Source organism: Allobosea sp. RCC_152_1 (assembly GCF_041360765.1).
In the GTDB taxonomy this organism is placed as follows: Bacteria; Pseudomonadota; Alphaproteobacteria; order Rhizobiales; family Beijerinckiaceae; genus Allobosea; species Allobosea spartocytisi.
Genome location: NZ_JBFUPU010000015.1, coordinates 16,302 through 38,880, shown reverse-complemented (window position 1 = coordinate 38,880; position 22,579 = coordinate 16,302). Strand labels below are relative to the sequence as shown.

The window sequence follows — 22,579 nt, the reverse complement described above, 5'->3', positions numbered from 1 at the left end:
CTGCAGCGTCGGTTTTTCGTTGGCGAAGTTGAATTACGCGGTTGCAAAAGCGCGGCGTCGGCACTAGGTTCCGCGCCGCTGGAGACCCCGCTGCGGCGCCGGGTCGAACAGTCATGGGCAGCCATAGCTCAGTTGGTTAGAGCGCTAGATTGTGGATCTAGAGGTCCCCCGTTCAAGCCGGGGTGGCTGTACCATCTTCTTCAGGACAATCGATAGGTTGCGCCGTCGGTGACGAGACGTCCCGGCCGGTTCACTGCGAATCGGCCGTGAGCGCCGGATTCGGCTTCGGAGCGGCTCGTCCCGAACGATGAGGCCTTTCTGACGAGCTCTGTCCCATGCCGGCAGCAGCGTTCGCGCGCCGGCTCGATCGTCCGTTCCCGGGTCTTGGAACGGAACGGCTCAGCGGATGGCCAGGGCTTCCCGCCGGGGCCTCCGCCGGGAGGGGAGGCCTATGCGGTGCGTGACACCGCCTGGCCGCGCATGCGCCGGATGGTGGCGCCGATCAGCGGCATGAACAGCAGCATGAGGCCGATCCCCATCAGCGTCGAGACCAGCGCGTTCGACCAGAAGATCGAGAGCGAGCCCTGGCTGAAGATCATCGACTGGCGGAAGGCGTCCTCGGCCTTGTCGCCGATCACCATGGCCAGGATCATCGGCGCGATCGGGTAGTCGAGCTTCTTGAAGGCGTATCCGACGATGCCGAAGGCAAGCGCGATCCACAGGTCGAAGGGCTTGCCGGCGACCGTATAGGCGCCGATGAAGCACACCACGATGATCAGCGGCCCGATGATCGAGAACGGGATGCGCAGGATCGAGGCGAAGAGCGGCACCGTCGCCAGCACGGTGATGACCGCGACGATGTTGCCGAGATACATTGAGGCGATCAGCCCCCAGACGAAGTCCGGCCGGTCGGTGAAGAGCGTCGGGCCGGGGTTGAGGCCCCAGATCATCAGCCCGCCCATCATCACCGCCGCCGTGGCCGAGCCGGGAATGCCGAGCGCCAGCATCGGCAGCATCGCGGCCGAGCCGGCCGCGTGGTCGGCCGTCTCGGGCGAGATCACGCCCTCCGGCTCGCCCTTGCCGAACTTCTCCGGGTTGCGCGAGGAGCGCTTGGCCATCGCATAGCTCAGGAACGAGGCGGCGGTCGGTCCGCCCGGCGTGATGCCCATCCAGATGCCGATGGCGGCCGAGCGCAGCAAGGCCAGCCAGTAGCGCGGCAGCTTTGCCGCCGTGCGCAGCACGTCGCCGAGTCGCACCTTCGCGGCGATGCCGCGGAAGCTCAGCCCGTCCTCCATCGTCAGCAGCAATTCGCCGACGCCGAACAGCCCGATCACCGCGATGAGGAAGCTCACCCCGGCCAGCAGCACGTCGAAGCCAAAGGTCAGGCGCACGCTGCCCGAGACGGTGTCCATGCCGATCGAGGCCAGCGAGAAGCCGACGCACATCGCCACGATCGTCTTGAAGGGGGAGGCGCCACCGAGGCCGATGAAGCTGGCGAAGGTGATGAAATAGACCGCGAAGAATTCCGGCGAGGAGAAGCGCAGCGCAAAACCGGCGACCCAGCTCGACAGCACCGTGATCAGGATCACGCCGGCCAGCGCGCCGAAGCCGGCGGAGAGAAAGGCGAGGGAAAGTGCCTCGGTCGCCTTGCCCTGCTTGGCCATCGGATGGCCGTCGAAGGTCGTGGCCACGGAAGAGGGCTCGCCCGGAATGTTGAACAGGATCGAGGTGGTCGAGCCGCCGAACAGCGCTCCCCAGTAGAGCGAGGTCAGCAGGATGATCGCCGAGACCGGGTCCATCGAGAAGGTCAGGGGTAGCATCAGGGAGACGCCGTTGGGCGCGCCCAGCCCGGGCAGCACGCCGACCAGGATGCCGAGCAGCACGCCGGCGATCATCAGGGCGATGTGGTGGAAGCTGATCGCGACGGAGAAGCCGTGCATCAGCGAGGCGACGTTATCCATGAGCCGGAGCTCCCTTCCGGGTTTCGGTCCGGGTCAAAGCCCGAGCGCGGCCTCTAGCGGGCCCTTCATCAGCGGAATGTGGAAGAAGCGTTCGAGCGCCAGGTAGAAGAACACGGCCGAGCCGATGGCGACGGTCAGCGTGCGCAGCCAGCCGAAGCCGCCCTGGAAGCGCATCGTGAAGACGAGATAGACGACGGTCGCGACATACATGCCGAGCGTCGCGCACAGGATCACGAAGCCGAGGATGGGCAGGAAGAAGCTCGCGACGCGGTGGATGCGCTCGCCGTCGAGCACGACCTCGGCCAGCATGTCTCGTCCCGAGAGCCGCTTGCCCCAGGTCAGGGCGAGGGTGGCGAGGCTGCCGAGCGCAACCAGCATGCCGGTATAGAACGGAAAGGCGCCGGCCTCGGGGCCGGAAGTGTCCCAGCCGATGCCGAATTCGAGCGCGCCCCAGACGATCGTCAGCCCATAGGCGAGCGTGAAAAGCGCGACGACGGTCTCGGCCCAGAGGCGGGTGACCATGGGATTTCCCTTCTCGGATCAGGCAGGTTTCGATCAGGCGTCATCCCGGGCTTGACCCGGGATCCATCGAAGGGCGTCGAACGCTGCGATGGATCCCGGCGCGACGCTTCGCTGCGGCCGGGATGACGGTGAGGCTGCCGCGGCAGCCTTATTTCACCACCCAGCCCTCGGCCTCGAACACCTTCTTGTTCGCGGCCTCGTCCTTGGCGACGAAATCGGCGAGCTCCTGGCCCTTCATGAAGCGCGCCGTCTGCGCGGTGCGGGTCACGAATTCCTGCCATTCCGGGGTCTGACTGACCTTCTCCAGCACGCCCTCGTAGAATTTCACGGCGTCCGCAGGCACGCCGGCCGGCAGCCAGACGGTGCGCGGCATCTGGAAGCTCTCGATCGGAATGCCGGATTCCTTGCAGGTCGGGATGTCGCCCCAGCCCTTGCCGCCAAAGACGGGGTCGCTCTTGGCGAGGCGCACCGGCGAGAACACGCAGAGCGGCTTGACCTGCCCGGCCTTCCACTGGCCGACATTCTCATTGGGGTTGTTGGTGTTGGAATCGACATGGCCGCCGGCGAGCTGCGTGGCCGCCGCGCTGCCGCCCTGGAACGGCACGTAGATCCATTTGGCGCCGGTCGCTTCCTGGATCATGACGGTCAGCGTCTGGTCGGTATCCTTCGACTGGCTGCCCGCCATCTTGAAGCCGGGCTTGGCCTTGACCGCGTCGATATAGCTCTTGGCATCGTTATAGGGCGCGCTGCCGTTGACCCAGAGCAGGAACTCGTCGAGCGCCAGCGCCGCGACCGGGGTCAGGTCCGACTTGCTGAAGGCGAGCTTGGCGACATAGGGCAGCAGATAGGCGTTGTTGGTGCCGAAGATCACCTTGTGGGCGTCGCCCTTGCCGGCCTTGCCCTGGAGATAGCCCTCGGCGCCGGAGCCGCCGCCCTTGTTGACCACCACGATCGACTGCTCGACCAGCTTGTGCTTGCTGATGATCGACTGGATGACGCGCGCGAAATTGTCGGTTCCGCCGCCGGGGCCGGAGGTCACGACGAACTCGATCGGGCCGGTCGGCTGCCAGGCCTGCGCCGTGGCGCCCCCGCCGAGCGCGAAGGCGGCGGTGAGCGCCGCGGTGAGTGCGAATTGCTTCATCTGTTTCGTCTCCCTGGGATGTCTGGTTATGCGCGGCTCTTGCGGCCGCTTGGGTATTGAGAAACCGGTTCAGGCCGCTGCGCGGCCGGGCTCCTTTCCGTCCTTGGCCATCTTGATGGCCAGCGACAGGGCGGCGCGCGAGGCGCCGAGATTGGCGATGCCCTTGCCGGCGATCTCATAGGCCGTGCCATGGGCCGGGGTACAGATCGGGAAGGGGAAGCCGCCGATCAGGGTGACGCCGCGGTCGAAGCCCATCAGCTTCATCGCGATCTGGCCCTGGTCGTGATACATCGTCAGCACCGCGTCGAAATCGCCGTTCTTCGCGCGCAGGAAGACGGTGTCCGACGGGAACGGCCCTTCGACCGTAAAGCCCTTGGCCTTGGCCGCCTTGACCGCCGGCTCGATCGTCTCGATCTCGTCGCGGCCGAAATTGCCGCCGTCGCCGGCATGGGGGTTGATGCCGGCCACCGCGATGCGCGGCGGGTCGAAGCCGGCTGCCCGCAGATTGGCATCCGCCAGCGCCAGCGCCCGCAGGATGCGCTCCTGCGTGATGTTCTCGGCCACCGCCGAGAGCGGAATATGCGAGGTGACGCGCGCATTCCACAGCGTGTCGAGGACGTTGAACTCGCTCGCGGGCCCCTCGAAGCCGATGGCGTCGCGCACGAAGCGGATCTCGTCGTCATAGCCGGGATAGGCGAAGCGCATGGCTGCCTTGTTGAACGGCGTGAAGAACACGGCGTCGGCCTTGCCGGAGGCGGCGAAGCGTAGCGCCCGGCGGAAATTCTCGGTCGCCGCCTTGCCGCCCGCAAGCGTCGCCTTGCCGCGCTGAAGATCGGCGGGGTCGTGATTGGCGAGGTCGATGAAGACCGGCTTGTCGGCCTTCGCGGGCAGGGCGTCTTCCGAGGCGGCGATCTGCACATCGGGGTCGAGCCCGGCATCGGCGGCGCCGAGATCGAGCAGGCGCTTGTCACCGAAGATGACGTAACGGGCCGCGTCGCGCAGGTCGGGCTCGCGCAGCAGGCGCGCCAGCAATTCGGGGCTGATGCCCGAAGGATCGCCCATCGCCACCGCGATGACCGGCTTCTTGCCGTTCTCGGAGCTGTCCACCGCTGATCCTCCTGCGGGGCGCGCGTCGATTCGCAAGGGCAATTCGCCCTGATCCGGCTGCGCGTTCCCTCTTGATGTCGTTCGTTGCCGAATTCGCTAACACAGCTCGCCCGACTCCTCAAGTATGCTGTATGCAGTATAATAGCAGCACATGAGAATGAACGAAGCGGCGCCCGAACACCGGGAGCGCGCCGCCGATAGGGAGAGCGAGACGATGAATTTCCACGCCCATTACGCCGGCATCCGGCAGCCGGTCGCGACCTGCCTGGTCGGCAGCGGCGGCTTCGGGCGCAGCTATCTGGCGCAGGCGCGGCGCACGCGCCTGATCGAGGCCCGCATCGCAGTGGATATGACGGCCGAGGCGGCCGGTCGGGCCTTTGTGGCGGCAGGCTATGCCGCCTCCGAGGTCGCCCTCTGCGAAACGGCGGCCGAGGCGCGCGCGGCCTGGGAGGCTGGGCGCTGCGTCGCGGTGGGGCGGCTGGAGACGGTGATCGAACTGCCTTTCGCCTTGCTGGTGGAGGCGACAGGCTCGCCCGAGGGCGCGACGCGCCATGCACTGATGGCGATCGAAGCCCGCCGCCACGTCGCTCTCGTCTCGAAGGAGGCCGACAGCGTGGTCGGCCCCGGCCTCGCGCGGCTTGCGCAGGACAAGGGCGTGCTGGTCACGCCGGTCGATGGCGACCAGCCGAGCCTGCTGATCGCCCTCGTCACCTGGGCGGAGGTCCTCGGTCTTGAGATCGTCGCCGCCGGCAAGTCGAGCGAGTACGACTTCGTCTTCGATCCGGCGTCCGGCAACGTCACCTGCAACGGCGTGACGAAGCAGCTGCCGGAGCTTTCCACGCATTGGCTGCCGGGTTCGCGCTCGGTCTCGGCCGTTGCGGCCGAGCGTGCGCGCATCCTCGGCGGCGCCTTTCCGCTGCGCGCCGTGCCCGATCTCTGCGAGATGACGCTCGTCGCCAACGCGACCGACCTCGTGGCCGACCGCGCCGGCTTCCACGCGCCGCCGGCGCGCATTCCCGAGATCGCCGATCTGTTCACGGCACGGGCCCAAGGCGGCCTGCTCAGAGGCGCGCGCCGGATCGACGTGTTCCATCATCTGCGTCTGGCGGAGGAGGCGAGCTTCGCCGGCGGCGTCTTCGTCGTCGTGGGCTGCCAGAACGCCGAAACCTGGGAGATGCTGGCCGGCAAGGGCCATGTCCTCTCCCGCGATGGCAGGACGGCGATGCTGTACCTGCCGCGCCATCTGCTGGGCGTCGAGGTTGCGACCAGCATTCTCGATACCGCCGGGCTCGGCCGCTCGGGCTATGGCGACGACTACCGGCCCCGGCAGGACCTCGTCGCCGTCGCCGAGCGCGACCTGTCGGCCGGCACGGTCCTGGCCATGGGCGGCCATCATCACAGCATTGCCGGCGTCGGTGCGGAAATCCGTCCGGCCGCAGCGCTGGCCGAGGATCGTCCCGCCCCGTTCTATCTCGTCGCCGACCGCAGGCTGCTGCGCGATGTGAAGGCCGGCGAGGCGATCCGTCTTGGCGATGTCGAGATCGCGCCGGATTCGACCTTGCTCGCGACGCGCCGTCGCCAGGATGCGCTCTTCGCCGATGATCTGGCCGGGAGCGGTTTGACAGGGCAGGGCGCCCATGGCGTAAACGCCGATAGTTTGGAAACGATGGCGACACGATGAGCGATGCAGCGAGCGATTATCCCCGCATCACCCGCCGCACGCTGCACGACGAGGTGCTGGAGCGCCTCCGCGACATGATCATCGAGGGCCGGCTCGAGCCCGGCCAGCGCATCAATGAGGGGCAGGTCGGCGCGCAGCTCGGCGTCTCGCGCACCCCCTTGCGCGAGGCGATCAAGACGCTCGCCAGCGAGGGGCTCGTCGAGATCCTGCCGGCCAAGGGCGCCGTGGTCCGCAAATTCTCGGCGCAGGATCTCTATCAGGTGCTCGAGGTGCTGAAGGCGCTGGAGCAGCTCGGCGGCCGCATCGCCTGCGAGCAGGCCCCGGATGCGACCATCGAGGCGATCCACGCCTTGCACAGGCGCATGCTGGAGCTCTACGCGACGCGTGAACGGCTCGAATATTTCAAGCTCAACCAGGCGATCCATACGGCCATGGTTGCGGCCTCCGGCAATCAGGTGCTGGTCGAGATGCACGGCACGCTGCAGTCGCGGATCAAGCGGCTGCGCTTTATCGGCAATGAGGGGCCGGAGAAATGGGCCGGCGCCGTCGCCGAGCACGAGGAGATGATGGCGGCCCTGTTGAAGCGCGACGCGGACGCGCTCTCGGAGGCGATCGGCAAGCATATGGAATCGACGCTCAGGCGCGTCCGGGACGTGCTCTGAGATCGGCTTGAGTTCCCGCGCCCGCTGTCGAACGGCCGGCGCGGGAACGGAGCCGCTTAAGCGAGCTCAGCTCTGCACGAAGGCGAGCAGATCGGCATTCAGCACCTCGGCATGGGTGGTGAGCATGCCGTGCGGATAGCCCGGATAGACCTTGAGCGTGCCGTTTTTCAGCAGCTTGATCGATTCATGCGCCGAGGCGCCGATCGGCACGATCTGATCATCGTCGCCATGCAGCACGAGAGTCGGCACGCCGATCGCCTTCAGATCCCCGCTCTGGTCGGTCTCCGAGAAGGCCTTGATGCCGTCGTAATGGGCCTTGGCGCTGCCCATCATGCCCTGGCGCCACCAATTCCTGATCACGCCCTCGTCGACCTTCGCGCCCGGCCGGTTGTAGCCGTAGAACGGCCCGGTCGGGACATCGAGGAAGAACTGCGCGCGGTTGTCGGCGAGCGCCTTGCGGAAGCCGTCGAAGACCTCGATCGGCAGGCCGCCCGGGTTCTTCTCGGTCTTGACCATGAGAGGCGGCACGGCGCTGACCAGCACCGCCTTGGCGACCCGGCCCTGCGGCTCGCCGAACTTCGCGACATAGCGGGCGACCTGCCCGCCGCCGGTCGAGTGGCCGATATGGACGGAGTTTCTCAGGTCGAGATGCTCGACGACGGCCGAGGCGTCGGCGGCGTAATGATCCATGTCATGGCCGTCCCAGATTTGGGCCGAGCGGCCATGGCCGCGCCGGTCGCTGGCGACGACGCGATAGCCCTTCGCCAGGAAGAACAGCATCTGCGCGTCCCAGTCGTCGCTGCTCAGCGGCCAGCCATGGTGGAACATGATCGGCTGGGCGTCCTTCGGCCCCCAGTCCTTGTAGAAGATCTCGACATTGTCCCTGGTCGTTACGAATGGCATGTCGGTCGTCCTCTTTTGCCTGACAAAGTCCCTGCAGAATTGATGCCGATGTCGCGGCTCGCTGCATTTCACCCTGAGTTTGTGTCAGGTTGTCATTCGCGATGCGAAGCCGCGCGCCGCGATGGCGCTCGCCGATAAAAGCGCATGCGCCGGGTAAGGCAAGAGGCGTATTGGCCGCTGCCTTGTGCTTCGCCGGCTCCCCTTGAAGCCGCGGCGGCTCTTCGCCATATCTAGCCCAAGCGGAAGGGTTCGCCTTTCGCCCGCGGGATGCTGCCAGTGGCGGGTTCCGATGATTGATGAGGCGCCTTTCGAGGGCTTCTGTATGACGCGTACGCCTAGTCTGTCCCATCCGTTCCTGCTCGGTTTCGATGATATCGAGCGCGCGCTGGATCGCGTCGCCAAAGGCGCCAGCGAGGGATATCCGCCCTATAACATCGAGCGGTTGCCCCGGACGGAGGAGGAGCCGGATCGCCTGCGCATCACGCTGGCGGTCGCCGGCTTCGCGCGCGAGCAGCTTGAGATCACGCTGGAGGAAAACCAGCTCACGATCCGTGGCCGCCAGGGCGACGACAAGAACCGGCAGTTCCTGCACCGTGGCATCGCGGCGCGCCAGTTCCAGCGCAGCTTCCTGCTGGCTGATGGCATGCATGTGCTCGGCGCGGATTTGTCGAACGGTCTGCTCGCGATTGATCTGGCCAGACCGGAACCAGAGAGGCTCGTCAGGCGTATCGATATCGTGAGCCGCGAGTAGAGGACGAGGGTTCGTCCGATTTTGAAGGGTGCGTCAGCGGTTTACGCATCTGTTCATAATTGAAGGCGCAGTATCGAAACCGCATTCGCACTGCTCTGAAGGAGGGCGCGATGAAACAGGACAGGATTTTGATCCAGAGCAACCCGCTGACCCCCGCTGAATTCGCGGCACTCGGAACAGGTGAGGTCGCCTACGTCAAGCCGATGACTTCGGACGAGCTGATGCGGATCTTCCCGCAGGCCCCGAAGATCGAGTCCGGCCTCAAGCTCTATACGCTACTGTCGGCCGACGGGGCACCGATCCTCGTGACCGATACGCGCGAGGCCGCCACGGCCAATGCCTGGGAGCATGACCTCAAGATGGTCAGCGTCCACTGACGCCGGCTGGCTGAATTCAGGAGGCGGTCGCCACCCCGGCGACCGCTGCCTGCAACCGGGCGATGTCGGCGGGTGACGAGAGGCGGTGATCGCCGTCCTTGACCAGCGTCAGCACCACCGGGTCGCCGCTCAGATGTTCCACCAGCTTGAGCGCCTGCCGCCAGGGCACGTCCGGGTCGCGCATTCCCTGCAGGATATGGACCGGGCAACCGGCCTTGATCTCGCCGCCGAACATGAGATGCCGGCGGCCATCCTCGATCAGGGCCCGGGTGATCGGCGTCGGTTCGGGTGAATACTCGGACGGACGCAGCCAGACGCCCTCGTCGAGGATCGTCCGGCGGATCGAATCGGGCATCTGCGCCCACATCAGTTCCTCGGAGAAATCGACGGCCGGAGCGATCAGCACCAGACCTGCGGGCTGGAGCGCCGTGCCGAGCAACCGGCGGGCCGCGAGCAGCGCGATCCAGCCGCCCATCGAGGAGCCGACGAGGATCGGCCGCTGCCGACACTGGCTTTCGATCATGGCGAGGGCGTCGCCGAGCCAGTCCGACAGGGTGAAGTCGCCGAAATCGCCGTCGCTTTCGCCATGCCCGCCATAGTCGAAGCGCAGGCAGGCCCGGCCGTTTGTGCGAGCCCAGTCGGCGAGCGCCTCAGCCTTGGTCGCGCGCATGTCGGAGCGGAAGCCGCCGAGCCAGACGACCGGTGCCCCTTCGCCCTCTTGCGGGAGGAAGGCGAGGCGACGGCTTGAGCCTTTACCGACCTCGAGCCATTGCGGGGGCTGGCGCTCCAAGGCAAATCTCCTGTGACGAATCGCGGTGCCGCGGCGATTATGGGTGCGGCGACCGTCCGATAGGGGCATATTCGCCCGCACGAATGAAAGTCCAGATCAAGAGCGCATGTCCTTCAAGCCGGGTGCCCATCTTTCGCTGCCTTCGACCGAGACCCATCCGCTCGCCGGGCGCACGATCCTGCAGATCATTCCGGAACTCGAAGCCGGCGGGGCCGAGCGTACCGCCGTCGACATCGCCAAGGGTCTGACCGATGTCGGTGCCCGCGCGCTGGTCGCGACCGAGGGCGGGCGCCTCGTCGCCGAGCTTCAGGCCAAGGGCGGCGTCTGGCTGCCTTTCCCGGCGGCGTCGAAGAACCCGGTCGCGATGGCGCTCAATGTGCGCAAGCTCGTCGAGCTTTGTCGTGAGGAGGAGGTCGAGCTCATCCATGCCCGCTCGCGGGCGCCGGCCTGGGTCGCGCTCGCCACCGCGAAGATCCTGAAGCTGCCCTTCGTCACCACCTATCACGGCTCCTATAACAGCCGTTCCACGGTGAAGACGCTCTACAATTCGGTGATGGCGCGCGGCGATGTCGTCATCGCGAACTCCGCCTATACGGCCGGGCTGATCCTGGACAAGCACCCGGTGGCGCGCGACAAGGTGCGGGTCGTCAATCGCGGCACGAATTTCTCGGCCTTCGCGCCCGCCGCCGTCAGCGCCGACAGGGTGCAGGCCCTGCGCAAGGCCTGGGGCGTCGAGCCGCATCAGCGCATCGTGCTGCTGCCCGGCCGCTTGACCGGCTGGAAGGGCCAGCGCGTTTTGATCGAAGCCGCCCGCATCATGCGCGACGGCGGCGATACCGATACCGCCTTCATCCTCGCCGGCGATGCCCAGGGTCGCGACAGCTACGTCAAGGAGCTCGACGGCCTGATCGCCAAGGCCGGGCTGGAAGGCCGCGTGAAACGTGTCGGCCATTGCAGCGACATGCCGGCGGCGATGCTTTCGGCCGCGGTCGTCGCGGTGCCCTCGACCGATCCGGAAGCCTTTGGCCGCGTCGCGGTCGAGGCGCAGGCGATGGGCACGCCCGTCGTCGTCTCCGATCTCGGCGCCGTGCCCGAGACGGTGCTCGCCCCGCCGCAGGTCACGCCGGCCGAGCGCACCGGCTGGCATGTCCCGCCGGGCGATGCCGCCGCTCTGGCGGCTGGCTTGCGCGAGGCGCTCGATCTGCGCCCGTCGGCGCGGGAGGCTCTGGCGCGCCGCGCCCGCGTCCATGTCGAGCGGCATTTCTCGCTGGAGGCGATGGTCGCGGAAACCCTCGACGTCTATTGCGCGTTGCTGGGGCGCTGACCGACTTCTGCGGCAGGAGATGCCTGACGCAGCTTCGTCATGCATTGACAACGCGCGTCTTTATGCAATGTGTCTGAATCAACGGCGCGAGCCGCGCCAAATACAGGAGAATACCCCATTCGTCGTCCGTACCGCGCTGCCCCGACCCCGACCAAGGAAGGTCCCCGCTCGAACCGCGACATCCGCGGAGTTCGCGAAGTCCAACTCATCGACGATACCGGCGCCAATCGCGGCGTGGTCTCGTTTTTCGATGCGCTGAAGCTCGCCGAGGATGCCGGTCTCGACCTGGTCGAGATCGCCCCGAACTCCGTTCCGCCCGTCTGCAAGATCCTCGACTACGGTCGCTTCCGCTTCCTGGAGCAGAAGAAGGCCGCGGAGGCGCGCAAGAAGCAGCGCACCATCGAGATCAAGGAGATCAAGCTCCGGCCCGGCATCGACAAGCACGATTACGACGTGAAGATGAAGGCCATGCACGGCTTCTTCGAGGAAGGCGACAAGGTGAAGGTCACCCTGCGCTTCCGCGGCCGTGAGATGGCGCATCAGGACCTCGGCGTGAAGGTGCTGGAGCGCGTCAAGGCCGATCTCGTCGAAATCGCCAAGGTCGAGAGCGACTGGCAGCTCGAAGGCCGCCAGATGGTCATGGTGCTCGCGCCGCGATAAGCGCGAGCCCAACCGGTTTCCGGAAAGAGCGCGCCTTCGGGCGCGCTTTTTCGTTCTGGGGCGCCCCCAGGGTTTTTGCGTCAGCTCACCGAGCGGATGATCTCGCGATAGGCTCCTTCCGGAAACGCCTTGAGCGTCTCGGTTCGGATATTGCCCAGCATGGCGAGCTGCAGGCAGAAGCGAGCCTGCACGGCGTCATCCGGCGCCTCGCAGACGATGACCATGTCGTATCGACCCATGGTCATGAAGAATGCCTTGAACGCGCCGCCCATCTCGGCGAGCGCCTGTTTGGCCGCATCGAGCCGGCTCGGCGACGCTGTGAGGTTGCGCGCGCCCTGGTCGGTCCAATTCGCCAGCATGATGTAGGTTGTCATCGGGCTACTCCCTGAAGCGGCCCGGCCTGTCCTTCGGAAGCATGGGCGGCGGCTCGATACCGCGGCCGTGTCGATCATGGGCTGTCGCCGGACCTCGGCCGCCATCTTACCGCATCAGCCGGGGGGAGCGGAACCGGCTTCGCCGCGCCCGGGCATTTTCGGACGAAGCGGACACCGGCCCGCGTGAAGAAAACGCGATCGAAGCAAGAGCCGGATCACCCTTCCGCGTCCGACAGGACCCGTGGAGGCGATCCGGCCGCCGCTTTCGCGCGCTCGCTGCTCAGCGGATCGGCGGGCCGTATTGCAGGCCGCCCTGCGTCCACAGCTTGTTGACGCCGCGCGGCAGCGGGTTGCTGCTCTTGGGGCCGAAATGCCGGTCGAAGCTCTCGCCGTAATTGCCGACCGCCTTGACGATGCGCACGACCCAATCATTGGTCAGGCCGAGACTTTCGCCGAACTTGCCCTCGGCGCCGAGCATGCGGCGCACTTCCGGGTTCTGCGAGGTCTTGGCCAGTTCCTCGACATTGGCCTGCGTCACGCCCAGCTCCTCGGCATTGATCGTGGCGATCACGGTCCAGCGCACGAGATCGAACCAGGCGGGGTCGTTCTTGCGCACCCAGGGACCGAGCGGCTCCTTGGAGATGACCTCCTGCAGCAGCACATGCTCGTCGGGGTCCTTCAGCCTGCCGCGCGTGCCGGCAAGCGCCGAGAGATCGGTGGTGTAGGCGTCGCAGCGGCCGGCCTCATAGGCCTGGACCGTGTCTTCCAGCGTGCCGAACGCCACGGTCTCGAACTTGATGCCGTGGGTGCGGCCGTAATCGGCGAGGTTCAGCTCCGTGGTCGTGCCCTGCGCGACGCAGACCGAGGCGCCGTTGAGATCCTTGACGGTGCTCACGCCGAGCTTCTTTCGGACGATGAAGCCCTGGCCGTCGTAATAGTTGACCGTGGTGAAGCTGACTCCCTGGCCGATGTCGCGGCCGAGCGACCAGGTCGTGGTGCGGGCAAGCACGTCGATCTCGCCGGCCTGCAGCGCGACGAGGCGGTTCTTGCTCGACAGCGAGAGATAGCTCGCCTTGTTCGGGTCGTTGAAGATCGCGGCCGCGAGCGCGCGGCAGACATCGGTGTCGAAGCCGACCCAGATTCCGTTCTTGTCCTGCAGCGAGAAGCCCGGCACGCCCTCGCTGGTGCCGCAGATGATGTTGCCGCGCGCCTTGATCTTCTCGAGCGTCGACTGGGCGAGGGAAGGGGTGGCGGCCGCGGCCGTCAGGGCCAGGCCTGCAGCCAGGCTGAGCAGGATGCGTTTCACGGTGGATCTCCGGGTTGGGCGAGGGCCGCGGGCCAATCTGCCAGTTTTGCGACGGAGGTGTGAAGCCGATTTCCGTAAGGTTCTCTGGTGAAATCGCGGCGGGCCGCTCCGGGTGTGTCACGCGCTGTTTCGGCGGGGCTTTGCCCGCGGTTTTCCCCAGAAGCCGGCTTTTCGCTTGCCAGCCGGCTTCTTTTCTGCGATACGCGCGGCCTTCGATCGCCCGGCTGATAAGGGCTGCCGTGGCGATCGTGCTTTGCTTCCTGAAAGCAAGACATTGGCAAAGCCGCCGCAAGGCGCGCTGGCCTTATGACCGATAGGAGCTGAAATGCCCAAGATGAAGACCAAATCGGCCGCCAAAAAGCGGTTCAAGATCACCGGTACCGGCAAGGTGCTCTACGCCCAGGCCGGCAAGCGTCACGGGATGATCAAGCGGACCAACAAGCAGATCCGCAATCACCGCGGCACCACCACCCTGTTCGAGGGTGATGCGGCCAACGTGAAGAAGTACTTCCTCCCCAACGGCTGACGCCACCTGATAGTCCGGAGATCATGACATGGCTCGCGTGAAACGGGGCGTAACGTCCCACGCCAAGCACAAGAAGACATTCAAGGCCGCCAAGGGCTTCTATGGCCGCCGCAAGAACACGATCCGCGCCGCCAAGGCGGCCGTCGATCGCTCGATGCAGTTCGCCTATCGCGACCGCAAGAACAAGAAGCGCTCCTTCCGCGCGCTCTGGATCCAGCGTCTCAACGCTGCGGTGCGTGAGCACGGCCTGACCTATTCGGTCTTCATCGGTGGCCTGATCAAGGCCGGCATCGAGCTCGACCGCAAGACCCTTTCCGCCATGGCGATCGACGACGCGGCCTCCTTCACCGCCGTGGTCGAGACCGTCAAGGGCGCGCTGGGCGCGCAGGCCCAGGCCGCCTGAGCGGTTCGGACCGATCTGATTTGGAGAAGGCCGGCGGAAACGCCGGCCTTTTTCTTTGGTGACGGCGATGAGGCCCGAGAATCTCCGATGGGAAGAGGCGCGGCATCGGAGCGGCCTCTCCGGCGAGAGATGTTCGGGTCAAGCCCGAGCATGACGGCTCCCGTTACGTCTGCACGCTGCCATTCCCCGGCGAGGCCCAGCCATCGCCGGCGCCGTCGACGATGCACTGATAGGCCGCTTCCGGCGTGTCGGCATAAGCGAACAGCTTCAGGTCCTCCGGGCGGATGAAGCCGGCCTGCGCCATCGTGTCGAGGTTGAGCAGCCCCTTCCAGTACGCCGAGTCGAACAGCACGATCGGCACGCGGCCCATCTTTCCCGTCTGCACCAGCGTCATGATCTCGAACAATTCGTCGAGCGTGCCGAAGCCGCCGGGAAACACCACCAGCGCGGCGGCCCGCATCGCCAGATGCATCTTGCGCATCGCGAAATAGTGGAAGCGGAAGGTCAAATCCGGCGTCGACCAGGCGTTGGGCTCCTGCTCGTGCGGCAGGGTGATGTTGAAGCCGATCGAGAGGGCGCCGGCTTCGGTCGCGCCGCGATTGGCCGCTTCCATGATGCCGGGGCCGCCGCCGGTGGCGATGACGTGGTTGCGGCCGGCATCCTTGGGCGCCAGCGCCCCGCCGCGCTCGGAGGCGATGCGGGCGAACGCGCGCGCCGCCTCGTACCAGCGATTGCCCTCCCGCACGCGTGCCGAGCCGAAGACGACGATGGTCGAGACGATGCCGCGCGCCCGCAGCAGATCTTCCGCCTTCTGGTATTCCAGCATGAAGCGGGCGCCGCGCATCGAATCGCCGAGGAGGAAATCGGGATCGAGGGCTGCGAGCCGATAGGAGGGGGATTCCTTCTGGGCGGTGCTGTCGGGCATGAAAGCGTGTCCTGCTTCGGCATGGCGTGCATCGCCCTGTGGCGATGCACCGCTTCGCTCTGGCATATGCTGGCCGTTCCCGCTAGAACGCGCCGTCCCCACGCCTTCAACACGTTGCGACCCGTTCATGACCGATATCGCCACTCTGGAACGCGACCTCCTCGGCGCGATCGATTCTGCCGCCGACGAGGCGGCCATCGAGGAACTGCGTATCGCGGCGCTCGGCAAGTCGGGCTCGATCTCGGCGCTGCTCAAGACGCTGGGCGCGATGACGCCGGAGGAGCGCAAGGAGAAGGGCCCGCTGATCAACGGCCTGCGCGATCGTGTCCAGGGCGCGATCGCGACGCGCAAGGAAGCACTCGGCGAGGCGGCGCTCGATGCGCGGCTCAGCTCAGAGCGGGTCGACGTCTCGCTGCCGGTGCAGGACGGCCCGGAGGCGCGCGGCCGCATCCACCCGATCAGCCAGGTCATCGACGAGATCACCGCGATCTTCGGCGATATGGGCTTCGCCATCGCCGAGGGGCCGGATGTCGAGACCGACGATCTCAACTTCACCAAGCTGAACTTCCCGGTCGGCCATCCCGCCCGGGAGATGCACGACACCTTCTTCTTCGCGCCGGATGCGAATGGCGAGCGCAAGCTTTTGCGCACCCACACCTCGCCGGTGCAGGTGCGCACCATGCTGGCGCAGGAGCCGCCGATCCGCGTGATCTGCCCGGGCCGCACCTATCGCAACGATTCCGACCAGACCCACACCCCGATGTTCCATCAGGTCGAGGGGCTCGTCATCGACAAGAAGGCCAATCTCGGCCACCTGAAATGGGTGCTCGAGGAGTTCTGCAAGGCGTTCTTCGAGATCGACGATGTGAAGATGCGCTTCCGCCCGTCCTTCTTCCCTTTCACCGAGCCTTCGATGGAGGTCGACATCCAGTGCTCGCGCAAGGGCGGCGAGATCCGCTTCGGCGAGGGCGACGACTGGCTGGAGATCCTCGGCTGCGGCATGGTCCATCCGAACGTGCTGAAGAATTGCGGGCTCGATCCGGACGTCTATCAGGGCTTCGCCTGGGGCATGGGCATCGACCGCATCGCCATGCTGAAATACGGCATGCCCGATCTGCGCCCCTTCTTCGAGGCGGATGTGCGCTGGCTCGCGCATTACGGCTTCCGCCCGCTCGACCTGCCGACGCTGACGGGCGGCCTCTCCTCATGACGATGCGGGCCGGGCAGGGGAGGGCGCGATGACGGCTGCGGGCTGGGCGGCTGGACTGGCCGTGCTGCTGGTCGCGGTGAACCTGGCGGGCCAGGCCATCGCGCTCTGGCGGCTGCGCCGGCCTCTGCAGCGCTCGGCCGTGCTCGCGGACCTGCCGCCGGTCACCATCGTCAGGCCGGTGCGCGGCATCGAGGCCTTCAGCCGCGAGACGGCCGTCTCCGGGCTCGAGCTCGACTACCCCAGCTACAGCACCATCTTCTGCGTCGCCGATGGCGACGACCCGATCGTTCCGCTGATCGAGGAGATGATCGCACGCTACGGCGCCGACAAGGTCAGGCTGATCGTCGGCGACGTCGTCGTCAGCGCCAATCCCAAGCTCAACAACTGCGTGCGCGGCTGGGAGGCGGCGACGACCGACTGGGTCATCCTCGCCGATTCCAACGTGCTGATGCCGAAGGACTACATCCAGCGCATGCTGGCCGCCTGGCGCCCCGAAACCGGCCTCGTCTGCTCGACGCCGGCCGGCTCGCGGCCGCAGAGCTTCGGGGCCGAGGTCGAATGCGCCTTCCTCAACGCCTTCCAGGCGCGCTGGCAATATGTCGGCGAGGCGCTGGGCCTCGGCTTCGCGCAGGGCAAGTCGATGCTCTGGAACAAGCCCTTCCTCGACGCGCGCGGCGGCATCGCCGCGCTGGGCGCCGAGATCGCGGAGGATGCCGCCGCCACCAAGCTCGTGCGCAGCGCCGGCAAGCATGTCCATCTCGTCGGCCAGCCCTTCGAGCAGCCGCTCGGCCCGCGCCGCATCGCCGATGCGGTGCAGCGCCAGTTCCGCTGGGCCCGCCTGCGACGCGTCACTTTCCTGCCCTTCTTCGCGATCGAGATCCTCTCGGCTCCGCTGCTGCCGGTCCTGCTGGCTGCCTTCGCCTGCCTCGGCTACGGTCTGCCGGTCTGGCTCGGGCCGCTCGCCGTGCTGGTACTCTGGTATCTCGGCGATATCGTTCTGTCGGCCGGTGTCGGCTGGTTCCTGAACTGGCGCTCGCCCTTCGCCATGCTGGTGCGCGACATCGCCTTTCCCGGCATCTGGGCCTATGCCTTCGTCGGCGGCGAGGTGAGCTGGCGTGGCAACGCCATGAAGATCCGCACCGACGGCACCAACGAGCTCAACGACACCGCGCCGGCGCTCTCGGCGGCGCGCGCGAAGATTTCCGACTGATCCGGCAAAGCTGATCCGATAAGACGATGAAGTTCACGATCTCCTGGCTCAAAGAGCATCTCGACACCGACGCCTCCGTTGCGGAGATCACCGATGCCCTGACCCGCATCGGCCTGGAGGTCGAGGCGATCGAGGATCGCGCCGCCGCGCTCTCGGCCTTCACCATCGCCTATGTCATCGAGGCGAAGCAGCACCCGAATGCCGACCGCTTGCGCGTCTGCATGGTCGACACCGGCACGGGCGAGCCCGTGCAGGTCGTCTGCGGCGCGCCGAACGCCCGCACCGGCATGAAGGGCGTGTTCTCGCCGCCGGGCAGCTACATTCCGGGCAAGAAGATCACGCTCGGCAAGGGCGTCATCCGCGGCGTCGAGTCGAACGGCATGCTGGTTTCGGAAGCCGAGCTGGAACTCTCCGAGGACCATGACGGCATCATCGAACTGCCGGCCGATGCGCCGGTCGGCCATCCCTATGCCGTCTACGCCGGGCTCGACGACGCCGTGATCGAGATCGCGGTGACGCCGAACCGGGCGGATGCGCTGGGTGTCGCCGGCATCGCCCGCGACCTCGCCGCTGCCGGCCTCGGCAAGCTGAAGACGCAGGCCATCCCGCCGGTGCGCGGCTCCTTCCCGTGCCCGGTCAAGGTTACGCTCGATTTCGCCGAGGAAGACAAAAAGCTCTGCCCGGTCTTCGCGCTACGCCTCGTGCGGGGGGTGAAGAACGGCCCGTCGCCGGACTGGCTGCAGGCGCGTTTGCGTGCCGTGGGCCTCAGGCCCATCAACGCGCTGGTCGACATCACCAATTTCATGACGCTCGACCGCAACCGGCCTTTGCACGTCTTCGACGCGGCCAAGGTCAGGGGCAACCTCACCGTCCGCCGCGCCAAGGCAGGCGAGACCATCCTCGCTCTCGACGGCAAGACCTATACGCTCACCGAAGAGCAGGTCGTCATCGCCGATGAGCACGGCGTCGAATCGCTCGCCGGCATCATGGGCGGCGAGGCCTCGGGCAGCAGCGAGGCGACCACCGACGTGCTGATTGAAAGCGCGCTCTGGGATCCGCTCAACATCGCCCGCTCCGGTCGCGCGCTCGGCATCAATTCGGATGCGCGCTATCGCTTCGAGCGCGGCGTCGATCCCGACTTCACCCGGCCCGGCCTCGACCTCGCGACGGCGCTGGTGATCGAGCTCTGCGGTGGCGAGGCCTCCGAGATGGAATTCGTCGGCGAACTGCCGGAAAGCCCGGCCGCGATCGACTTCCCCTGGTCGGAGGTGAAGCGCCTGACCGGGCTCGAATTGCCGCAGGTCGAGATGAAGCTGGCGCTCACCTCGCTCGGCTTCCACGTCTCGGGCGCGGGCGAGCGGGTCAAGGTCGCAGCCCCCTCCTGGCGCGCCGATGTCGGCGGCAAGGCCGATCTCGTCGAGGAGATCGTGCGCATCGCCGGGCTCGACCGCGTCATCTCGACGCCGCTGCCGCGCATCAAGGGCGAGGTCGTCAAGCCCGTCCTGACCGTGCTGCAGAAGCGCACCCGCACCGCCAAGCGCACGCTGGCCGCGCGCGGCCTCGTCGAGGCCGTGACCTGGTCCTTCATCTCGCATGATCAGGCGAAGCTCTTCGGCGGCGGCTCGCGCAAGCTAGCGCTCGCCAACCCGATCGCGGCCGATCTCTCCGACATGCGCCCCTCGCTGCTGCCGGGGCTGATCCGCGCCGCGCAGAACAATGCCGATCGCGGCTTCCCGGATGTCGCTCTGTTCGAGGTCGGCCAGATCTTCCTCAGCGACGAGCCGGAAGGCCAGCTCATCGCCGCCGCCGGCCTGCGCCGCGGCACGGCCAAGCTTGACGGTGTCGGCCGCCACTGGGACGGCGGCGCCAAGGCCGTCGACGCTTTCGACGTCAAGGCCGATGCGCTCGGCCTGCTCTCCGCTCTCGGCGTGCCGACCGGCGGCTTGCAGATCGTCGCGGGCGGTCCCGGCTGGGCCCATCCCGGCCGCTCGGCGACCCTCCAGTTCGGCCCCAAGGGCGTCATCGGCGCCTTCGGCGAGGTTCACCCCAAGATCCTCAAGGCGCTCGACGCCAAGGGACCGCTCGTCGCCTTCGAGATCCATCTCGATGCGCTGCCGCTGCCGAAATACAAGCCGACCAAGGTCAAGCCGAAGCTTGCGCTCTCGGACTTCCAGCCGGTGACACGCGATTTCGCCTTCATCGTCGACAAGGCGGTGGCGGCCGGCGACATGATGAAGACGGCGCAGGGCGCCGACCGCGCGCTGATCGCCAATGTCGGCGTCTTCGATCTCTATGAGGGGCAAGGCGTCGAGGCCGGCAAGAAGTCGGTCGCGCTGGCGGTGACGCTCCAGCCGGTCGAGAAGACCCTGACCGAGGCGGAAATCGAGGCCGTCGGCAGCAAGATCGTCGCCGAGATGGCCAAGCGCTACGGGGCGACGCTCAGGGGCTGATGCCCGCCATCCAACGCACGTCATGCTCGGGCTTGACCCGAGCATCTCGCGCAGGACGAGGCTCACCTGCTCTCTTCGGCAGGAGATTCTCGGGTCCCCGCTCCGCGGCGCCCGAGAATGACGTCAGGGCCAACAGTCTCTGACCATTGACCACGATTATGTAATAATCAGCGGCAGAAAACCCTGCGCATTCGGAGTATCGGCACCGGATTGTTGCAATTTCGCTGACTGATGACTCTGACCGAACGCCCCGTCACGGACAATCTGTTCCCCGGCTTCCGCCTGCTCGACGTCGCGACATCGGGCGCGCGCATCCGCGTGCGCACCGGCGGCGAGGGGCCGCCACTCCTGCTGCTGCATGGCTACCCGCAGACCCATGCGCTCTGGCACAAGGTCGCGGCACGGCTGAAGGACCGCTTCACGCTCGTCTGCGCCGACCTGCGTGGCTATGGCGACAGCGAGAAGCCGCCGACCGACGCCGGGCACGCGCCCTATTCCAAGCGCGCCATGGCGCAGGATATGGCCGATGTGATGACGGCGCTGGGTCATGAGCGCTTCTTCGTCGGCGCGCATGATCGCGGCGCCCGCGTCACCCATCGCCTGGCGCTCGACCATGCCGAGCGCGTCATCCGCCTCGCCACGCTCGACATCGCCCCGACGCGGGAGATGTATGCCAACACCACCGACGCTTTCGCCCGCGCCTATTGGCACTGGTTCTTCCTGATCCAGCCCGCGCCCTTCCCGGAACGGGTGATCGGCGCGGATCCGGAAGCCTATTGGCGCAAGAAATGCGGTTCCGGCTCGGCCGGGATGACGCCCTTCGCGCCGGAAGCGCTCGCCCATTACCTGCGTTGCTTCGCCGATCCCGCGACGATCCATGGCTCCTGCGAGGATTATCGCGCCGCCGCGACCATCGACATCCGCCATGACGACGAGGATGGGGACCGCAAGCTGACCCAGCCGCTGCTCGCGCTCTGGGGCGCCAACGGCATCATCGGCAAATGCTTCGACCCTCTCGCCTTGTGGCGCGAGCGTGCGCAGGATGTGCGCGGCCATGCCCTGCCGGGCGGCCACTATCTCGCGGAGGAGGTCCCCGACCTCGTCGCCGCGGAGTTCAGCGCTTTCTTCGGAGCAGCATCATGACTGGGACCAATCGCGTCTACCGTATCGCCGTCATCCCCGGCGACGGCATCGGCAAGGAGGTCATGCCCGAGGGGCTGCGCGTGCTGGAGGCGGCGTCGAAGAAGTTCGGCTTCGATCTGCGCCTCGACGAGTTCGATTTCTCCTCCTGCGACTACTACGCCAAGCACGGCAAGATGCTGCCGGACGACTGGAAGGACAGGATCGGCGGCCACGACGCGATCTATTTCGGCGCGGTCGGCATGCCCCAGCAGGTGCCGGACCACGTCTCGCTCTGGGGCTCGCTGCTGCTGTTCCGGCGCGAGTTCGACCAATACGTCAACCTGCGCCCCGTCCGCCTGATGCCGGGCGTTCCGGGCCCGCTCGTGGGCCGCAAGCCCGGCGACATCGACTTCTTCGTCGTGCGCGAGAACACCGAGGGCGAGTATTCCTCGGTCGGCGGGCGCATGTATGCCGGCACCGAGCGCGAGATCGTCATCCAGGAGACGGTGATGAGCCGTGTCGGCGTCGACCGCGTGCTGAAATACGCTTTCGAGCTTGCCCAGCGTCGCCCCCGGAAGAAGCTGACCTCGGCCACCAAGTCCAACGGCATCTCGATCACCATGCCCTACTGGGACGAGCGGGTGAAGGAGATGGCCAAGAACTATCCGGGCGTCGCCGTCGACCAGTACCATATCGACATCCTGACCGCGCATTTCGTGCTGAACCCGGACCGCTTCGACGTGGTCGTCGCCTCCAACCTCTTCGGCGACATCCTTTCCGATCTCGGCCCGGCCTGCACCGGCACCATCGGCATCGCGCCATCGGGCAACATCAACCCGACCGGCGATCACCCCTCGCTGTTCGAGCCGGTCCACGGCTCGGCGCCCGACATTGCGGGGCAAGGCATCGCCAACCCGGTCGGCATGATCTGGTCGGGTGCGATGATGCTCGATCATCTCGGCGAGCACGAGGCGGCCAAGGGTATCGAGGCGGCGATCGAGCGGGCGCTCGGCGACGCGCGGACGCGGACACGTGATCTCGGCGGCTCGCTCGGTACTGAAGCTGCCGGCAAGGCGGTCGAGCAGGCGCTCGGCTGAGCGAAGACAAGGGCGGCGCGGCCCTGGCCGCGCCGATTGGGGCAAACGAAGCCGGAATCGGCCGGGGCAGACGAGGA

General features: G+C 66.9%; 22 protein-coding genes and 1 tRNA gene. 14 read left to right on the top strand and 9 right to left on the bottom strand.

Annotated elements, in window-relative coordinates; translation table 11 throughout:
* Positions 1 to 117 precede the first annotated feature (117 nt).
* Positions 118 to 194 (top strand) — tRNA-His (locus tag AB6806_RS28730).
* Between the two features lie 255 nt (positions 195 to 449).
* On the opposite strand, the gene AB6806_RS28725 is transcribed toward AB6806_RS28730, so the two are convergent.
* The 4 genes from AB6806_RS28725 to AB6806_RS28710 all read right to left on the bottom strand — a co-directional run bounded on the left by AB6806_RS28725 (position 450) and on the right by AB6806_RS28710 (position 4,686).
* Entirely contained in the window at positions 450 to 1,961 is a 1,512-nt protein-coding gene (locus AB6806_RS28725) for a tripartite tricarboxylate transporter permease (RefSeq protein WP_038361036.1), read from the bottom strand.
* 33 nt (positions 1,962 to 1,994) lie between these two features.
* A complete protein-coding gene (locus AB6806_RS28720; protein WP_113253335.1) occupies positions 1,995 to 2,483 on the bottom strand; it encodes a tripartite tricarboxylate transporter TctB family protein in 489 nt (162 codons plus the stop codon).
* A gap of 148 nt (positions 2,484 to 2,631) precedes the next feature.
* Positions 2,632 to 3,624: a Bug family tripartite tricarboxylate transporter substrate binding protein gene (locus AB6806_RS28715; protein WP_142020170.1), complete on the bottom strand. Its 993-nt coding sequence runs from the start codon at positions 3,622 to 3,624 to the stop codon at positions 2,632 to 2,634.
* A 69-nt stretch (positions 3,625 to 3,693) separates the two neighbouring features.
* Positions 3,694 to 4,686, bottom strand: coding sequence for a 4-hydroxythreonine-4-phosphate dehydrogenase PdxA (locus AB6806_RS28710; RefSeq protein ID WP_112763517.1), 993 nt, complete (start codon positions 4,684 to 4,686; stop codon positions 3,694 to 3,696).
* 202 nt (positions 4,687 to 4,888) lie between these two features.
* On the opposite strand from AB6806_RS28710, the gene AB6806_RS28705 reads away from it, so the two are divergent.
* Together AB6806_RS28705 and AB6806_RS28700 are read left to right on the top strand one after the other, a co-directional pair.
* Entirely contained in the window at positions 4,889 to 6,412 is a 1,524-nt protein-coding gene (locus AB6806_RS28705; protein ID WP_370956358.1) for a flagellar biosynthesis protein FlgA, read from the top strand.
* A complete protein-coding gene (locus AB6806_RS28700) occupies positions 6,409 to 7,074 on the top strand; it encodes a GntR family transcriptional regulator (protein ID WP_038361048.1) in 666 nt (221 codons plus the stop codon). Before AB6806_RS28705 ends, AB6806_RS28700 begins: the two co-directional genes overlap by 4 nt.
* Positions 7,075 to 7,140: 66 nt before the next feature.
* Here AB6806_RS28700 and AB6806_RS28695 read toward each other — a convergent pair whose 3' ends face one another.
* Positions 7,141 to 7,977, bottom strand: a complete 837-nt coding sequence (locus AB6806_RS28695; RefSeq protein WP_142020171.1) for an alpha/beta fold hydrolase — start codon at positions 7,975 to 7,977, stop codon at positions 7,141 to 7,143.
* A 289-nt stretch (positions 7,978 to 8,266) separates the two neighbouring features.
* Between AB6806_RS28695 and AB6806_RS28690 the strand changes: the two genes are divergently transcribed.
* Both AB6806_RS28690 and AB6806_RS28685 read left to right on the top strand, forming a co-directional pair.
* A complete protein-coding gene (locus AB6806_RS28690) occupies positions 8,267 to 8,728 on the top strand; it encodes an Hsp20 family protein (protein ID WP_248311131.1) in 462 nt (153 codons plus the stop codon).
* A gap of 110 nt (positions 8,729 to 8,838) precedes the next feature.
* A complete protein-coding gene (locus tag AB6806_RS28685; RefSeq protein WP_038361053.1) occupies positions 8,839 to 9,105 on the top strand; it encodes a BQ00720 family protein in 267 nt (88 codons plus the stop codon).
* A gap of 16 nt (positions 9,106 to 9,121) precedes the next feature.
* On the opposite strand, the gene AB6806_RS28680 is transcribed toward AB6806_RS28685, so the two are convergent.
* Positions 9,122 to 9,895 carry an alpha/beta hydrolase gene (locus AB6806_RS28680; RefSeq protein WP_370956357.1) on the bottom strand — a complete coding sequence of 258 codons (774 nt, stop codon included), beginning with the start codon at positions 9,893 to 9,895 and terminating at the stop codon, positions 9,122 to 9,124.
* A gap of 106 nt (positions 9,896 to 10,001) precedes the next feature.
* Here AB6806_RS28680 and AB6806_RS28675 point away from each other — a divergent pair, with 106 nt between their 5' ends.
* Positions 10,002 to 11,219, top strand: a complete 1,218-nt coding sequence (locus AB6806_RS28675; protein ID WP_142020172.1) for a glycosyltransferase family 4 protein — start codon at positions 10,002 to 10,004, stop codon at positions 11,217 to 11,219.
* Positions 11,220 to 11,336: 117 nt separating this feature from the next.
* A complete protein-coding gene (infC, locus tag AB6806_RS28670; protein WP_038362350.1) occupies positions 11,337 to 11,879 on the top strand; it encodes a translation initiation factor IF-3 in 543 nt (180 codons plus the stop codon).
* 80 nt (positions 11,880 to 11,959) lie between these two features.
* Here the strand turns inward: infC and AB6806_RS28665 are convergent, their stop codons facing one another.
* On the bottom strand, positions 11,960 to 12,253 hold the full coding sequence (locus tag AB6806_RS28665) for a GYD domain-containing protein (RefSeq protein ID WP_038361058.1): 294 nt from the start codon (positions 12,251 to 12,253) through the stop codon (positions 11,960 to 11,962).
* A gap of 280 nt (positions 12,254 to 12,533) precedes the next feature.
* Positions 12,534 to 13,559, bottom strand: a complete 1,026-nt coding sequence (locus AB6806_RS28660; RefSeq protein WP_142020173.1) for an amino acid ABC transporter substrate-binding protein — start codon at positions 13,557 to 13,559, stop codon at positions 12,534 to 12,536.
* Between the two features lie 325 nt (positions 13,560 to 13,884).
* On the opposite strand from AB6806_RS28660, the gene rpmI reads away from it, so the two are divergent.
* Positions 13,885 to 14,085: a 50S ribosomal protein L35 gene (gene rpmI, locus AB6806_RS28655; protein WP_038361062.1), complete on the top strand. Its 201-nt coding sequence runs from the start codon at positions 13,885 to 13,887 to the stop codon at positions 14,083 to 14,085.
* A gap of 28 nt (positions 14,086 to 14,113) precedes the next feature.
* On the top strand, positions 14,114 to 14,488 hold the full coding sequence (gene rplT / locus AB6806_RS28650; RefSeq protein ID WP_038361064.1) for a 50S ribosomal protein L20: 375 nt from the start codon (positions 14,114 to 14,116) through the stop codon (positions 14,486 to 14,488).
* A 163-nt stretch (positions 14,489 to 14,651) separates the two neighbouring features.
* On the opposite strand, the gene AB6806_RS28645 is transcribed toward rplT, so the two are convergent.
* A complete protein-coding gene (locus AB6806_RS28645; protein WP_465247262.1) occupies positions 14,652 to 15,479 on the bottom strand; it encodes an LOG family protein in 828 nt (275 codons plus the stop codon).
* Positions 15,480 to 15,540: 61 nt separating this feature from the next.
* Between AB6806_RS28645 and pheS the strand changes: the two genes are divergently transcribed.
* The 5 genes from pheS (at position 15,541) to AB6806_RS28620 (ending at position 22,502) form a co-directional block, all read left to right on the top strand.
* Positions 15,541 to 16,623 (top strand): phenylalanine--tRNA ligase subunit alpha, encoded by a 1,083-nt coding sequence (gene pheS, locus AB6806_RS28640; RefSeq protein WP_113253344.1) that lies wholly within the window; start codon positions 15,541 to 15,543, stop codon positions 16,621 to 16,623.
* Between the two features lie 28 nt (positions 16,624 to 16,651).
* The gene (locus AB6806_RS28635) at positions 16,652 to 17,833 is read left to right on the top strand and encodes a ceramide glucosyltransferase (RefSeq protein ID WP_133562189.1); all 1,182 of its coding nucleotides are present in this window, start codon (positions 16,652 to 16,654) and stop codon (positions 17,831 to 17,833) included.
* Between the two features lie 26 nt (positions 17,834 to 17,859).
* The gene (pheT, locus tag AB6806_RS28630) at positions 17,860 to 20,283 is read left to right on the top strand and encodes a phenylalanine--tRNA ligase subunit beta (protein ID WP_370956355.1); all 2,424 of its coding nucleotides are present in this window, start codon (positions 17,860 to 17,862) and stop codon (positions 20,281 to 20,283) included.
* A gap of 231 nt (positions 20,284 to 20,514) precedes the next feature.
* Positions 20,515 to 21,426: an alpha/beta fold hydrolase gene (locus AB6806_RS28625; RefSeq protein WP_370956354.1), complete on the top strand. Its 912-nt coding sequence runs from the start codon at positions 20,515 to 20,517 to the stop codon at positions 21,424 to 21,426.
* Positions 21,423 to 22,502: a tartrate dehydrogenase gene (locus AB6806_RS28620; RefSeq protein WP_112763289.1), complete on the top strand. Its 1,080-nt coding sequence runs from the start codon at positions 21,423 to 21,425 to the stop codon at positions 22,500 to 22,502. Before AB6806_RS28625 ends, AB6806_RS28620 begins: the two co-directional genes overlap by 4 nt.
* Positions 22,503 to 22,579 lie beyond the last annotated feature (77 nt).

Excerpts from the sequence above, each read along its gene's own strand:
- AB6806_RS28725 (WP_038361036.1), bottom strand. The coding sequence starts at position 1,961 with ATGGATAACGTCGCCTCGCTGATGCACGGCTTCTCCGTCGCGATCAGC.
- AB6806_RS28720 (WP_113253335.1), bottom strand. The coding sequence starts at position 2,483 with ATGGTCACCCGCCTCTGGGCCGAGACCGTCGTCGCGCTTTTCACGCTC.
- AB6806_RS28715 (WP_142020170.1), bottom strand. The coding sequence starts at position 3,624 with ATGAAGCAATTCGCACTCACCGCGGCGCTCACCGCCGCCTTCGCGCTC.
- AB6806_RS28710 (WP_112763517.1), bottom strand. The coding sequence starts at position 4,686 with ATGGGCGATCCTTCGGGCATCAGCCCCGAATTGCTGGCGCGCCTGCTG.
- AB6806_RS28705 (WP_370956358.1), top strand. The coding sequence starts at position 4,889 with ATGAACGAAGCGGCGCCCGAACACCGGGAGCGCGCCGCCGATAGGGAG.
- AB6806_RS28700 (WP_038361048.1), top strand. The coding sequence starts at position 6,409 with ATGAGCGATGCAGCGAGCGATTATCCCCGCATCACCCGCCGCACGCTG.
- AB6806_RS28695 (WP_142020171.1), bottom strand. The coding sequence starts at position 7,977 with ATGCCATTCGTAACGACCAGGGACAATGTCGAGATCTTCTACAAGGAC.
- AB6806_RS28690 (WP_248311131.1), top strand. The coding sequence starts at position 8,267 with ATGATTGATGAGGCGCCTTTCGAGGGCTTCTGTATGACGCGTACGCCT.
- AB6806_RS28685 (WP_038361053.1), top strand. The coding sequence starts at position 8,839 with ATGAAACAGGACAGGATTTTGATCCAGAGCAACCCGCTGACCCCCGCT.
- AB6806_RS28675 (WP_142020172.1), top strand. The coding sequence starts at position 10,002 with ATGTCCTTCAAGCCGGGTGCCCATCTTTCGCTGCCTTCGACCGAGACC.
- AB6806_RS28665 (WP_038361058.1), bottom strand. The coding sequence starts at position 12,253 with ATGACAACCTACATCATGCTGGCGAATTGGACCGACCAGGGCGCGCGC.
- rpmI (WP_038361062.1), top strand. The coding sequence starts at position 13,885 with ATGCCCAAGATGAAGACCAAATCGGCCGCCAAAAAGCGGTTCAAGATC.
- rplT (WP_038361064.1), top strand. The coding sequence starts at position 14,114 with ATGGCTCGCGTGAAACGGGGCGTAACGTCCCACGCCAAGCACAAGAAG.
- AB6806_RS28645 (WP_465247262.1), bottom strand. The coding sequence starts at position 15,479 with ATGCCAGAGCGAAGCGGTGCATCGCCACAGGGCGATGCACGCCATGCC.
- pheS (WP_113253344.1), top strand. The coding sequence starts at position 15,541 with ATGACCGATATCGCCACTCTGGAACGCGACCTCCTCGGCGCGATCGAT.
- AB6806_RS28635 (WP_133562189.1), top strand. The coding sequence starts at position 16,652 with ATGACGGCTGCGGGCTGGGCGGCTGGACTGGCCGTGCTGCTGGTCGCG.
- pheT (WP_370956355.1), top strand. The coding sequence starts at position 17,860 with ATGAAGTTCACGATCTCCTGGCTCAAAGAGCATCTCGACACCGACGCC.
- AB6806_RS28625 (WP_370956354.1), top strand. The coding sequence starts at position 20,515 with ATGACTCTGACCGAACGCCCCGTCACGGACAATCTGTTCCCCGGCTTC.
- AB6806_RS28620 (WP_112763289.1), top strand. The coding sequence starts at position 21,423 with ATGACTGGGACCAATCGCGTCTACCGTATCGCCGTCATCCCCGGCGAC.